General features: G+C 66.5%; 12 protein-coding genes. 3 read left to right on the plus strand and 9 right to left on the minus strand.

What is annotated here, in order from left to right; genetic code table 11:
- Positions 1-25 precede the first annotated feature (25 nt).
- On the minus strand, positions 26-472 hold the full coding sequence (locus tag A5707_RS06420) for an Hsp20/alpha crystallin family protein (protein WP_065013681.1): 447 nt from the start codon (positions 470-472) through the stop codon (positions 26-28).
- Between the two features lie 204 nt (positions 473-676).
- On the opposite strand from A5707_RS06420, the gene nirB reads away from it, so the two are divergent.
- Positions 677-3,253, plus strand: coding sequence for a nitrite reductase large subunit NirB (nirB, locus tag A5707_RS06425; RefSeq protein WP_082969295.1), 2,577 nt, complete (start codon positions 677-679; stop codon positions 3,251-3,253).
- Positions 3,254-3,278: 25 nt separating this feature from the next.
- Entirely contained in the window at positions 3,279-3,689 is a 411-nt protein-coding gene (nirD, locus tag A5707_RS06430; RefSeq protein WP_065013682.1) for a nitrite reductase small subunit NirD, read from the plus strand.
- Here nirD and A5707_RS06435 read toward each other — a convergent pair.
- The 8 genes from A5707_RS06435 to A5707_RS06470 all read right to left on the minus strand — a co-directional run bounded on the left by A5707_RS06435 (position 3,659) and on the right by A5707_RS06470 (position 11,849).
- On the minus strand, positions 3,659-4,333 hold the full coding sequence (locus tag A5707_RS06435; protein WP_065013683.1) for a sirohydrochlorin chelatase: 675 nt from the start codon (positions 4,331-4,333) through the stop codon (positions 3,659-3,661). The two genes, nirD and A5707_RS06435, sit on opposite strands and share 31 nt — an antisense overlap.
- Positions 4,330-5,472, minus strand: coding sequence for a uroporphyrinogen-III synthase (locus A5707_RS06440; protein ID WP_065013684.1), 1,143 nt, complete (start codon positions 5,470-5,472; stop codon positions 4,330-4,332). The genes A5707_RS06435 and A5707_RS06440 overlap by 4 nt, the downstream gene beginning before the upstream one ends.
- 88 nt (positions 5,473-5,560) lie before the next feature.
- Entirely contained in the window at positions 5,561-6,961 is a 1,401-nt protein-coding gene (locus A5707_RS06445) for a nitrate/nitrite transporter (RefSeq protein WP_065013685.1), read from the minus strand.
- 401 nt (positions 6,962-7,362) lie between these two features.
- Positions 7,363-7,908, minus strand: coding sequence for a GNAT family N-acetyltransferase (locus A5707_RS06450; RefSeq protein ID WP_065013686.1), 546 nt, complete (start codon positions 7,906-7,908; stop codon positions 7,363-7,365).
- 10 nt (positions 7,909-7,918) lie between these two features.
- A complete protein-coding gene (locus A5707_RS06455; RefSeq protein ID WP_065013687.1) occupies positions 7,919-8,827 on the minus strand; it encodes a 5-oxoprolinase/urea amidolyase family protein in 909 nt (302 codons plus the stop codon).
- Between the two features lie 10 nt (positions 8,828-8,837).
- Positions 8,838-9,488, minus strand: a complete 651-nt coding sequence (locus A5707_RS06460; RefSeq protein ID WP_065013688.1) for a 5-oxoprolinase subunit B family protein — start codon at positions 9,486-9,488, stop codon at positions 8,838-8,840.
- Between the two features lie 100 nt (positions 9,489-9,588).
- Entirely contained in the window at positions 9,589-10,563 is a 975-nt protein-coding gene (locus tag A5707_RS06465; protein WP_065013689.1) for an ABC transporter substrate-binding protein, read from the minus strand.
- A gap of 62 nt (positions 10,564-10,625) precedes the next feature.
- Complete coding sequence (locus A5707_RS06470; protein ID WP_065013690.1) at positions 10,626-11,849, minus strand: DNA polymerase domain-containing protein; 1,224 nt, start codon at positions 11,847-11,849, stop codon at positions 10,626-10,628.
- A gap of 47 nt (positions 11,850-11,896) precedes the next feature.
- Between A5707_RS06470 and fadD2 the strand changes: the two genes are divergently transcribed.
- On the plus strand, positions 11,897-13,570 hold the full coding sequence (gene fadD2, locus A5707_RS06475; protein WP_065013691.1) for a long-chain-fatty-acid--CoA ligase FadD2: 1,674 nt from the start codon (positions 11,897-11,899) through the stop codon (positions 13,568-13,570).
- Positions 13,571-13,662 lie beyond the last annotated feature (92 nt).

Consider the following 13,662-nt stretch of genomic DNA (forward strand, 5'->3'; position numbering starts at 1 on the left):
GCGGGGGCCTTTGCGCCTGTTCGCGTTACTTGGTGATCGCGATGCGCTGCGCGCCGGTTCCCGCATACGCACCGGCGACCCGGACGGTCAGTACGCCGGCGTCGTACGAGGCCGAAATCGCCTCGCTGGTGATGTGGGCGGGCAGCTGGAACGACCGGCGGAACGATCCGTAGCGGACCTCCCGCAAGGTGCGGCCGTCCTTCTCCTCAGCGTGCTCGTCGCGGCGCTCGCCATGGATGACCAACCGGCCTTCGTCCAGTTCGACGTGGACGTCCTTCTCGACGTCGACGCCGGCCAGCTCCAGGCGGACCACCGCGTCGTCGCCCTCTTTGACGACCTCCGCGGCGGGACTGAAGCCGCCGTCGCTGACCACCGGCTTGAACCAGTCGGAAGCCGCTGCGGGACCGAAGAATTCACGCAGCCAGCGGTCGGTGCTCCAGGCCGGACGCGACCACAGTGTGACGTTGCTCATCGTTGTCTCCTCGTCGTGATGCGGCCGACACCGCGTCGGCCTGCTATCCGGATAAACATGAGTCGACCACGCTTAAGTTCCACCTGGGCGTTCGCCATGAGTGAAACTCTCTCACCGGGCTCGCGGCCGGGTGTGAGATCAGCGTCACGGAGATGGCACTTCGCACGAAACATGTTGGCAATATCGCGTTCCTAGCCTCGAGGCATGGCTCCACTTGAGACCCCGCGCCAGATTGTGGTCGTCGGGCACGGCATGGTGGGGCACCGGTTTGTCGAGGCACTATGCGCCCGGGACACCGACGGGTCCTGTGAGATCACCGTGCTGGCCGAGGAGCCCGATGCTGCCTACGACCGGGTGGGTCTGACTGCCTACACCGAGCAATGGGACCGGGACCTACTGGCGCTCCCGGGTAACGACTATGCCGGCGACGAGCGGGTCAGACTGCTGCTGAACACTCGGGTCACCGAGATCAACCGGGCGGCCAAATCGGTGCTCACCGCCGATGGCCAGCGATACGGCTACGACACATTGGTGTTGGCGACCGGCTCCTACCCGTTCGTCCCGCCGGTTCCCGGCCATGATCTGCCCGGCTGCCACGTTTATCGCACGCTCGACGACCTCGACGGCATCCGCGCCGATGTCCAGCGCACGCTGGACGCGGGCAGCGTGCGCGCCGGTGTGGTGATCGGCGGTGGGCTGCTGGGGCTCGAAGCCGCCAATGCGTTGCGCCAGTTCGGACTGCAGACGCATGTCGTCGAGATGGCGCCACGGTTGATGGCACAGCAGATCGACGAGGCCGGTGGCGCGCTGCTGGCACGCATGATCACCGAGCTGGGCCTGGCGGTGCACGTCGGCGTGTCGACGGATTCGATTGAAACCGTTGAGTATTCGCAGGGTCCGCCATCAGTGCGGGTGAACCTGTCGGACGGTGGCGTCATTGACGCGGGTTTGGTGATCTTCGCCGCGGGTATCCGCCCGCGCGACGAGTTGGCCGCGGCCGCGGGTCTGGCCATCGCAGAGCGGGGCGGCGTGTTCACCGACCTGTCTTGTCGGACAAGCGACCCCGACGTCTATGCGGTCGGTGAGGTGGCCGCCATCGAGGGCCGCTGTTACGGGTTGGTCGGACCGGGTTACGCCAGCGCGGAAGTGGTCGCCGACCGGCTGCTGGACGGCGCGGCCGAGTTCGGTGAAGCCGACATGTCGACCAAGCTCAAACTGCTCGGCGTCGACGTCGCCAGCTTCGGTGACGCGATGGGCACCACCGAGAATTGCCTGCAGGTTGTGGTCAACGACGCGGTCAAGCAGACCTACGCCAAGGTGGTGCTGTCCGACGACGCCAAAACGCTGTTGGGCGGCATCCTGGTCGGCGACGCCTCGTCGTATGGGGTGCTGCGGCCAATGGTCGGCTCCGAGTTGCCCGGCGATCCACTGGCACTGATCTCGCCGGTTCAAACCGGTGATGGCGCAGGGGTGTTGGGGGTTGGCGCGCTGCCCGGCTCGGCCCAGATCTGCTCCTGCAACAACGTCAGCAAGGCCGAGCTGACCGACGCGATCGCCGCCGGCTGCACCGACGTGGCGGGCCTGAAATCCTGCACCGGCGCCGGCACGTCGTGCGGCTCCTGCGTGCCGCTGCTCAAGCAGCTGTTGGAAGCCGAGGGTGTCGAGCAGTCCAAGGCGCTGTGCGAGCACTTCAGCCAGTCGCGCGCCGAGCTGTTCGAGATCGTCAGCGCCACCTCGATCCGCACCTTCTCGGCGCTGCTGGACCGCTTCGGCACCGGAAAGGGTTGCGACATCTGCAAACCCGCCGTCGCATCGATCCTGGCGTCAACCGGTTCGGAGCACATCCTCGACGGCGAGCAGGCGTCGCTTCAGGATTCCAACGACCATTTCCTGGCCAACATCCAGCGCAATGGCAGCTATTCGGTAGTGCCGCGGGTGCCCGGCGGCGACATCAAACCCGAGCATTTGATTCTCATCGGCCAGATCGCCCAGGACTTCGGTCTGTACACCAAGATCACCGGCGGTCAGCGCATCGACATGTTCGGCGCCCGGGTCGACCAGCTGCCGGCGATCTGGAAGCGGTTGGTCGACGCCGGAATGGAGTCGGGGCACGCCTACGGCAAGGCGGTGCGCACCGTGAAGAGCTGCGTGGGCAGCGACTGGTGCCGCTACGGCCAACAGGATTCGGTCCAGCTGGCCATCGACCTCGAATTGCGGTACCGCGGTCTGCGGGCACCGCACAAGATCAAGTTGGGCGTATCGGGCTGCGCGCGGGAGTGCGCCGAGGCCCGCAGCAAGGACGTCGGCGTGATCGCGACCGAAAAGGGCTGGAACCTCTACGTCGGCGGCAACGGCGGCATGACACCCAAACATGCGCAACTGTTGGCCAGCGACCTCGACGAAAAGACGCTGATCCGCTACATCGACCGGTTCCTGATGTTCTACATCCGGACCGCCGACAGGTTGCAGCGCACTGCGCCGTGGATCGAGTCGATCGAGGGTGGATTGGAGCACGTGCGCAGCGTGGTGTGCGACGACTCGCTGGGCCTGGCCGACGAGTTGGAGGCCGCGATGGAGCGGCACGTGGCCACCTACCAGTGTGAGTGGAAAGGGGTGCTGGAGGATCCCGACAAGCTGTCGCGGTTCGTGTCCTTCGTCAACGCACCCCGTGCCGTCGACGCCACCGTGACCTTCACCGAACACGGCGGACGCAAGGTGCCGGTACCGGTCCCCAATGCCAACTCGGTTTCCATCGGTATGCCCTCGATGCCGCGGGCATGAATCATTAAGGCACCAAGGAGTTCTCATGACATTACTGGACGACATCACCGCTCTGACGAACTTCGATGACCAGACCTGGACGGCGGCCTGCGCCTACGACTACCTCATTCCCGGCCGCGGTGTCGGCGTGCTGCTCGACGACGGATCGCAGGTGGCGCTGTTCCGGCTCGACGACGGCTCGCTACATGCCATCGGCAACATCGACCCGTTCTCGGGCGCTGCGGTGCTGTCTCGCGGCATCGCCGGAGACCGGGACGGACAGCCGGTTGTGCAGTCACCGATCGCCAAGCAAGCCTTCGCTTTTGACGATGGCCGCTGCCTCGACGACCCGGCCGTCGCGGTGCCGGTCTACCCGACCCGAGTGGTAGACGGTGTCGTGCAGGTGGGCCGCGGTAAGTCTGCCGGTCACGCCGCCAGGCACATCGCGGCCGCCTGAAATCGGCCGGCGATCAGCCGCACGAGCGCAGGGTTTCTGCCCAACGGCTCGGTGACCAGATCAGCGCCGCTGCGTCGCAGCCGCCCCTGGAAAAGGCCATCGGCCAACAGATAGGACGCCACCACGACCCGGCGCGAGGACCGCGCACGCGCCTTCGCCACGGCGTCGGCGATGCCGTGCTCGGTGACCACCGACTCCGGTTGCACCGGCGAGCCGATCAGCGACGACACCATTGCTGCGGTGGTGCGCAGGTCGCTGTGGGCCATGCGATCCGATGTGCCGGCCGCTGCCAGGATCACCGAATCCCCTGGCCGCCACCCGGTGCGAATCAACTGATGGGTGACGATCCGTGCCACCTCGGGACTCGGGCCCAGCGCCGGGGTGACGGTGACGTCGGGATGTCCGCTGGCCGCGACCTGCGCGGGCAGATCGGTGCGAACGTGGTATCCGCGAGACAGGAACGCCGGCAACACAATTGCCGGCTCGGGGTCGGACAGCAACTCGCTCGGCGCGGGTCCCAGCACGTCGACGAACGCCACCTGCACGGTTTCGCCCACTACCGCACTCGCCTGCTCGGCGAGGTCGTCGACGATGGCGATCCCTGCCGCGCTGCGGGTGCCGTGCGCCACCAAGATCAGGCTCATGCCACTCCCGACTGTTCGTCGATAGCCAGCCGATAACCGCGTTTGACGACCGTCGCCACGATGCTCTTGTCGCCCAGTGCTGTTCGCAGGCGAAGTACCGCCGTGTCGACCGCATGGGTGTCGGTGCCGTTGCCCGGCAGCGCCCGTAACAGCGCGGCGCGGGCGACGACGTCCCCCGGACGTTCGGCGAGCACGCGCAAGGTCGCCATCCCCGCCGGCGACAGGGATTTGATGGCACCGTCGACCACCACACACGAGCCGCGGATCTCGATCAGATGACCGGCGGCGCGCACGGTGCGGGATCGACGCGACGGCAACTCGTCGGCGATATGGCGCGCCAGCGCCGCCAACCGCATGCGTTTGGGTGCCGAGGTCGGAACGCCGGCCGCCAGTAGCGGTTGAGCCGTCACCGGGCCCACGCACATCGCGTGCACGTCGGCGCTCAGCGCGGCGAGCAATTGGTCGCCGATGCCCAGCTGGCGAGCCCGCAGTAGGGTCGCTGCCGCCGCCGGCGCCGAGGTGAAGCTGACGGCGTCAACCTGACGTTCGGCGATCAGGGTCACCAGCTGGTCGAACCCACCGGCCGGCGCCGGCAGCCAGCGGTACACCCGCACCGGCACCACCTCGGCGCCCGCAGCGCGAAGCTCATCGACGAACTCCGGGAACGGATCCCAGTGCTCGCTGGCGCCGTGCAGCTGCAACGCAACGCGCTGTCCGTGAACGCCCCCGCCGAGCAGATACTGCAGCACCTCACGTGAGGACTCAGACCCCGGGCTCCACTCCTCATACAGCCCAGCGGCGCGCAATGCGCCCGTCGCTTTCGGCCCGCGCGAGACGATTCGGGCGTCCCGGAGCACTGCGGTCAGCTTGGTCGCCAGCCGCCAACCGTCGGCGGCGGCCAGCCAGCCGCGCAGGCCGATGCCGGTAGTGGCGACCAGGATGTCGGGCGGACGGGCGATCAAAGCCTCGGTGTGACGGCGCAGTTCGTCGTCGTCGAACAGACCGACCTTGGTGATGGCAGGGGCGCTGTAGACCGTGGCACCCGAGCGGCGCAGCAGCGCACACAACTCGTCGGCGCGGTGCGCGGACGTCACCGCGACCCGATAGCCGACCAGCGGCGGCGAGTCAGGCTGGTCCATATGAAGTGTGTATGCCTGATAGATTGCCGCCGCATTACCTGGCAATTTCCGCCGAGTTGCCCCGTCGTCACACCGCTGGGGCAGCCGGTCACACGCGGGCGCGGGTCGGCTCGTTTTCCGCTTCCGGGACGGCAGTCGCCGAAACAGGCGGACGCACGTACATGGCCCAGGTCAGCAGCGAGGCGACCAGGTAAAAGATCAGGAAGACCCAAAACGCCGACGTCTCGGTGCCGGTGCTCTCGTAGGACTGCCGCAGCGCCAGGTTGATCGCCACACCCCCGAGTGCTCCGACGGCTCCCGCGAACCCGATCAAGGCCCCCGACATGGCGCGGGACCAGTGCCGGCGTTCGGGTTCACTGACATCCAGTGCACGGCTGCGCGCCTCGAAGATCGACGGGATCATCTTGAATACCGATCCGTTGCCGATCCCCGACAGGATGAACAGCGCGATGAACCCGACGACGTATCCGGCCAGCGTCGCCCCCGGTGCCGAGCCGTGGCTGTATTCGTCGTAGGTGCTGACGCCGACCAATAATCCGGTCGCCAGGATCATCCCGCCGAACACCGCCAAAGTGATGCGGCTTCCGCCGATTCGGTCGGCTAACCGGCCACCGTAGATTCGCGACAGCGATCCCAATAGTGGCCCCAGGAAGGCGATTTGGGCGACATGCAGGGATGCTTGTGCGGCGGTCTGTCCGCTGGTCAGGAAGTTGATGTAGAGCACGCGGCCGAATGCGAACGAGAATCCGATGAACGATCCGAACGTTCCGATGTAAAGCAGTGAGATTACCCAGGTGTGCCGCACGAAGAGGATCGACCGCAGATTGCCGACTTCGATGCTGTGGTCCAGGTTATCCATGAACACGGCCGCCGCAATGCCGACAATCGCCAGCAGCACAAGGTAAAACGCGCACACCCAGTAGGGCTGTCGGCTGCCTGCGGTGGCCAGTACCAGCAGCCCCACCAGTTGGACGACGGCCACCCCGAGGTTGCCGCCGCCGGCATTGACCGCCAGCGCCCAGCCCTTGAGCCGCTGGGGATAAAAAGCGTTGACGTTGGCCAGCGAGGCCGAATAATTGCCGCCGCCCAAACCGGTGGCCGCCGCGCACAACACATACGGCCACAGCGGCAGTCCGGGATTGGCCAGCAGCAGGATCGTGCCCACGGTGGGGACCAGCAGTACCAGCGCCGAGAACGTCGTCCAGTTGCGGCCGCCGAATTTCGCGATACCCAAGGTGTAGGGGATGCGTACGCACCCGCCGACCAGCGTCGCGATCGCGCCCAGCAGCAGTTTGTCGCTCGGCGAAAAGCCGTAAACCGATTCCGGCATGAACAGCACCATCACCGACCACAACGACCAGATCGAAAAGGCGACGTGGTCGCCGGCCACCGTGCAAATCAAGTTACGTCGCGCGATGGCGTTGTTGCCGGCCTCCCAGGCGACGGTGTCCTCGGGATTCCAGTCGTAGATACGATGCGAGCGGACCATGCAGCCATAACCTTTCGGTTCCAAGGTGCGCCAACACCATTCACTGGCCGGGGTTCACGATCACTCCGACATTTACCCAGCCACAACCTATTTCGCCTGCGATATGACAACTGACTGAGCCGTGCGTGGCGTTTGAGGCAGTGATCGTTTCGGGGCGCAGGGTGTCTCTAGCGAGACATACGACGCTGTATTCGGCAATCACACATGAGGATTCGAACCGGGTCAAGTCAGATTCGGCCATTGCGGCTTAAAGTTGTGTTCCGGTTAGCTGAAAGGACGCTGGAAACATTGTTACGTTATTGTTTCTCAGTTAGGTTGCGCCACAAAGGGCTTCGTCTATCGAGGTCATGACGGCGGTGCGGCACAGTTAATGTGCAGTTGGTCACATTGGCCGCGGCGGGTCACCAGACGTCGCCGTCGCGCCAATCGCAGGTCAACTCGGCCGAGGTGTCCACATCGGCCGTGACCGGGAGCACGAACACCGAGCCGTCGTCGTCCGGGGTGCGCAGCGTTCCGGCGGGCGCCAGCACCGACGTCGGCCCGCACCACGGCAGCCAGCCACGCACGACGTAGAGCCGCCGTCCGCGCTCAGAAGCGCTGAGCGCGCCGATGTGGTAGGCGCCGCGGATGACCTGCTCGCATGCGTCGAGCACCGCGATCGCCAGGCCTTGGCCGCGCCACTCCTCGGCCACTGCCACCGCTTCGATGTAGCCGCAGCGCAGGGTGCTGCCGCGGTGAATGAGCCGCCGCTGCACCACGGCACCGTGCGCGATGATCACGCCGCGATGCCAGATCAGGGCATGCATCCCGCCGAGCGCATGGTCCCAGTCGCAGTCGGTGAAATCGCCGCCGAATGCATCGACGACCATCTGGCGAGCGCTGTGCCGGGTTTCGCAGTCGAGATCGGCGGTGTGGACCAGGCGAGCAGTGTGGACCTGGGTGTACACACCTTTCGGTTTACCAGGCTGACTGGCTGGCGGCAGCGGCAGCAGTCAGCGGCGCCCGGGGGCGCGACCAGTGCAACCGCACATACTGGCCGGGCCGCACCTGGGCGACCTTGTCGATGTCGTCCTCGGCGAGCACGCCGATCACGGGGTAGCCACCGGTGATCGGATGATCCGGCCCCAAGATGACCGGCAAACCGTTGGGCGGCACTTGAATTGCGCCGCGAGCCGCTCCTTCGCTGGGTAACTGCCGATCGGGCCAGCGGTACTGCAGCGGACGGCCCTCCAGCCGCATCCCCACCCGGTCGCTGCGGTCGGAGACCATCCAGATGGTGCGCACGAGCGCGTCGGGATCGGCGAACCAGTCATCACGCGGGCCGGGCACCACCCGCAGCTCCACCAGATGCTCGTCGATTGCCGCTACCGGGGCCTGGTCGAGTTCGGGATAGTCATCGGTGCGTTCGCCGATCGGCAGCACGTCGCCGGGCTGCAACGGCAGCGGGCCGATCCCCGACATCACGTCGTAGCTCCGTGAGCCGAGCACCGGTGTCACGTCGATACCGCCGCGCACCCCCAGGTAACTGCGCAAGCCCGCCAACGGTGCGCCCAGCGAGATCACATCCCCATCGCGGACATGCTGAACGCTGTTGGTGCCGAACACAATTCCGTTAACGGCCGGGTCCGTGTCGGCACCGGTCACGACAACGTCGACGTCGCCGCCGCGGACTCGGGCCGACAGACCGCCGAAGGTCACTTCGATGGTGGCGCGGTCGTCGGGGTTGGCCACCAGCCGGTTGGCCAGCGTGTGTGAACCACGATCCGCCGCCCCCGACCGGGTGACGCCGAGGTGAGCAAGCCCGACTCGGCCAAGGTCCTGGACGAGGGCCAGCGGCCCGGTGCGCAGGATTTCCAGCGTGGTCATCGGTGCTCTCCTAGGCGGCTCGGAATTGAACCCACTTGCCCGGCGTCAGCAGCGCCGGGTCGGGCCGGTCGATATCCCACAGGATCGCAGTGGTGTGGCCGATCAGCTGCCAACCGCCGGGGGATCGACGCGGATAGATTCCGCTGAACTCTCCGGCCAAGCCCACCGCACCGGCAGGCACCGATTGCCGTGGCTCCGAGCGCCGCGGCACCGCCAATCGCGGGTCGCCGCCGACCAAGTACGCGAAACCCGGAGCGAATCCACCGAATCCGACCTGCCAGGGCGTGGAGGTGTGGGCGTTGATGACCTGCGCGGTACTCAGCCCGGTGCGGTCGGCGACCTCGGCGAGGTCTGCGCCGTCGTAGACGACGTCGATCACCACGTCGACGTGTCCGTCTGGCGGGGTCATCTGCGTCGCCTCGGGCGTCACCTGCAGCCGGCGCAAACGGTGCCGGGTGACGCCCTGATAGCGAGGCCCGTCGAGTTTCACCAGGATGGTGCGGGACGCGGCGACGATATCGAGCACACCGGGCAGCGCCGCCTCCCGCAGGGCCGCTGCCCACGCCAAGACCTCGGCGCTGCTGTCGAACTGCAACAGCAGTGCCTGATCACCGTAATCCAGCACGGTGTCGGTTACCTTCAGGTCCATTGCCACGCTCATTACTCGACGGTAACCCCGGGTTTCGGCGGCTGCCAGTAATTTTCGTGGTCTGCCAGAGGCGCCTTACCGAATGCTCAGAGGGCCGCCGTTTTCGGCGCGCTCAGCCCAGGATTTTGGTGATCAGCGACGGCAGTTGATCGGCCACCAGCGGGTAGCTAAGCGGCGAGGCGAAGGCCAGCGCCCCGGCTTGGTCCTTGGTGGTGAACACACTGCGCGGCCGAAGTTCGGCCACGTCCGGATCGGCCAGCAGCACCCGCTGGTCGTCGTCGCTGTCCGTTGTCCAGATCAGCACGTCGGTGGTGTCGAGCGCGGACGTGATCTTGTCGCGGGGAATGAACGCGCGCTGCTGATCGACGGCGAACTGGTTGACGTTGTCGGCGATCACCAGACCCATCCGGGTCAGAAACTCGGTGCGCCAGCCCGCGATCGTCGCCACCACGTTGTCCTGATAGAGCGTGCCCTGCAGGAGCAGCGCCTTCTTGTCCTTGAATTGCGGGTGCTGCTCACCGATCGTGGTGAACCTCTGGTCGACGCCGTCGATCAGCGACGTCATCTGATCGGCCTGGAAAACCGCTTGGCCGATCGCAGTGGCCTGCTCCTTCCACGGCTCGAAGAACGCCTCGCCGCCGGACTGCGGCAGGGTGGGGGCGATCGCGGCCAGCTTCTGGTAGGTGTCGGCGTCTACTCCGGCGTTGGTGGCCACGATCAAATCGGGTTTCAGGCCGGCGATCTGGTCGAGCTGAATTCCGTTGTCGAGGTTCAAGACAACGGGTTTGGCGTCACCCAGTTTCGGCTGAGCCCACGGCCACACCGCGAACGGCTGGTCACCGAACCAGTTGGTCACCGCGATCGGCACGATGCCGACCGCGAGCAGGTCGTCCTGCCCGGTGTAGCCGGCGCTGACCACCCGCTTGGGCGGTGCGGGGATTGTCGTCTCGCCGAACGCGTGTGGAATCGTCACTGCGCCGCCCGGGGCGCCGGCGGTGGTCTTGTGCGACGAGCAGGCGGCCGTGGCCAGTAGCCCCGCCCCGCCGGCAAGGCCCAGGAATGCGCGCCGATTCCATCGTCGTTCCATCGCGTCAGTCCTCCGCCGCCTGCATCCAGCGATTGTCGCGTATGTACCGCGGTGGTGGGCCGTTAACGGCTGGGCCAAGGGCTGTAGTCGGCGATCAGCTCCTCCTGCGGCGGCCGTTGATCGGCCGGCACGTGCTGCAGGTTGATCCGGATTCGGTACCAGATCGAACTCGGTCCGCGCATGCCGTCGACCAGCACATCGGCCGGCTGCAGTCGGTGTGCCACAGCGGGATAGCGGCCACGCCAGGTGTCCAGTGCGGCCATCGCCTCGTCCTTGGTCTTGGTGCGGGCGATCTCGATCAGCGGCATCGGGGATTGGCGGCGACCCGCTCCGGCTCGTTTGCGCGCTCCCTTGGGCGCCTTCTCGGCGGGGCCGAGTTCCTCGGCCAGCGCGAGCAGCCGATCCAGCGTTCCGGTGGCGTCGTCCATCCCCGCCCACGGGTCCCCGATGTCGGCGAACCGATCCGGCACGCTCGCCATCGTGAACGCCGCCGGGTCGCAGTCGGCCGCCTCGGCCCAGCGCAGCGGCGTGGACACCCGGGCATCGGGCGTGGCCCGCACCGAATACGCCGACGCCACCGTGCGGTCTTTGGCGTTCTGGTTGAAGTCGACGAAAACGCCCTGGCGCTCTTCCTTCCACCACCGGCTGGTCGCCAGGTCGGGCGCGCGGCGCTCAACCTCGCGTGCCACGGTCTGGGCAGCCAGCCGGACCTGCCGGAACGGCCAGTTGCGCGCGATGCGCGCATAGATGTGGAAGCCCCGCGACCCCGATGTCTTCGGCCACGGGGTCAGGCCGTAGTCCTCGAGCACTTCGCGTGCGACGGCGGCGACATCCACGATCTGCGGCCAGCCCACGCCGGGCATCGGGTCCAGGTCCACGCGCAACTCGTCGGGATGGTCGAGGTCGCCGGCCAGCACCGGATGCGGGTTGAGGTCGACGCAGCCCAGATTGATCGCCCACACCAGGCCCGCGGCGTCGTCGATGACGGCCTCCTTGGCCGAAGTTCCCGACGCATAGCGCAGTTCGGCCACCTCCACCCAGTCCGGCCGCTTCGCGGGTGCCCGCTTCTGGAAGATGGCCTCCTGCTCGATGCCCTTGACGAAGCGTTTGAGGATCATCGGCCGTCCGGCCACGCCGCGCAGCGCCCCCTCGGCGACGGCGAGGTAGTAGCGGATCAGGTCGAGCTTGGTGTAGCCGTGATCGGGGAAAATCACCTTGTCGGGATGGGTGACCTCAACGTGGCGGCCGCCCACTTCCAGTGACACCGGACCGGCCATGCACTTCATCGTAATTTGCGCGTCGCGGTGCGACCTGGCTCACATATGGTGGGGCTATGCCTAACCTTCCTGACCCGTTCGGGGCCGCGGCCAAAGTCCAGCAATACGCCGAGCGTGGCCTGGCCGAACTGCATTATGTCCGCAAAATCTTCGAAGCAGGCGGCTTCCCGATCGAGCGCCCACAGAACGTGGCGGCGATGGCGAACGATATCCGCAAGTGGGGCGAGATCGGCATGCTGCCGGCGCTGCATGCGCGCCGCACCCCGGACAAGGTGGCGATCATCGACGACGAGGGCGAGTTCACCTGGAAGGAACTCGACGACGCCGCCAATGCGGTGGCCCACGGGCTGCTGGACAAAGGTGTCAAGGGCGGCGACGGGGTGGCCATCCTGGCACGCAACAGCCGCTGGTTTGCGATCGCGGAGTTCGGCTGCGCGCGGGTGGGGGCCCGCATCATCCTGCTCAACAGCTCGTTTTCCGGCCCGCAGATCAAGGAGGTGTCCGAGCGCGAAGACGCCAAACTGATCATCTACGACGACGAATACGCCAAGGACGTCAGCAAGGCCGAGCCGCCGCTGGGCAAGCTGCGCGCGCTGGGCACCAACCCCGACTCCGACGAGCCGTCGGGCAGCGAGGACGAGACGCTTGCCGACCTGATCGACCGCAGCAGCGGCGAGCCCGCGCCCAAGGCCGACAGGCACTCTTCGATCATCATTTTGACCAGTGGCACCACCGGTACTCCGAAGGGCGCCAACCGGAGCACCCCGCCGACGCTCGCGCCGATCGGCGGCATCTTGTCGCACGTGCCGTTCAAGGCCGGCGAGGTCACCTCGCTGCCGGCCCCAATGTTTCACGCGCTGGGTTTCCTGCACGCCACGATCGGAACCTTCCTGGGGTCGACGCTGGTCCTGCACCGCAAGTTCAAGCCGGCGGTGGTGCTCGAAGACATCGAAAAGCACAAGGTGTCGGCGGTCGTCGTCGTCCCGGTGATGCTGTCGCGGATGCTCGAGGCCGTGGAGAAGATGGACAAGAAGCCCGATCTGTCCAGCTTGCGGATTGTGTTCATCTCCGGCTCGGCGCTGGGTGCCGACCTGGCCGAACGAGCACTCAAAGACCTCGGACCCGTCGTCTACAACATGTACGGCTCGACCGAGATCGCCTTCGCCACCATCGCGGGCCCCGACCACCTGGAGTTCAATTCCTCGACGGTGGGTCCGGTTGTCAAAGGGGTCAAGGTCAAGATCTACGACGACAACGGCAAGGAACTGCCGCAGGGCGAGGTCGGGCGGATCTTCGTGGGCAACGCCTTCCCGTTCGAGGGCTATACCGGCGGCGGCAACAAGCAGATCATCGACGGACTGTTGTCGTCCGGCGACGTCGGCTATTTCGACGAGCACAACCTGCTGTACATCAGCGGGCGTGACGACGAGATGATCGTCTCCGGCGGCGAAAACGTCTTCCCCGCCGAAGTCGAGGATTGCATCACGGGACATCCCGAGGTGGTGGAGGCCACCGCGATCGGCGTCGAGGACAAGGAGTGGGGCCACCGGCTGCGCGCCTTCGTCGTCAAGAAGGAGGGCGCCGACATCGACGAGGACACCGTCAAGAAGTACGTCAAAGACCAGTTGGCCAAATACAAGGTGCCGCGCGAAGTGGTCTTCCTCGACGAGCTGCCCCGCAACCCGACCGGCAAGATCCTCAAACGCGAGCTGCGCGAGATGGACGTCTAGGGAGCCACCTTCTCGCGCGAGCGTGCTCAGTGTCATCGTGAGGGCGCTGCGTGCGGCGTGTCTGCGTGACGGTGGCCGTGTCGTGGTGGTTG

This window comes from Mycobacterium kyorinense (assembly GCF_001672775.1).
GTDB lineage: Bacteria > Actinomycetota > Actinomycetes > Mycobacteriales > Mycobacteriaceae > Mycobacterium > Mycobacterium kyorinense_A.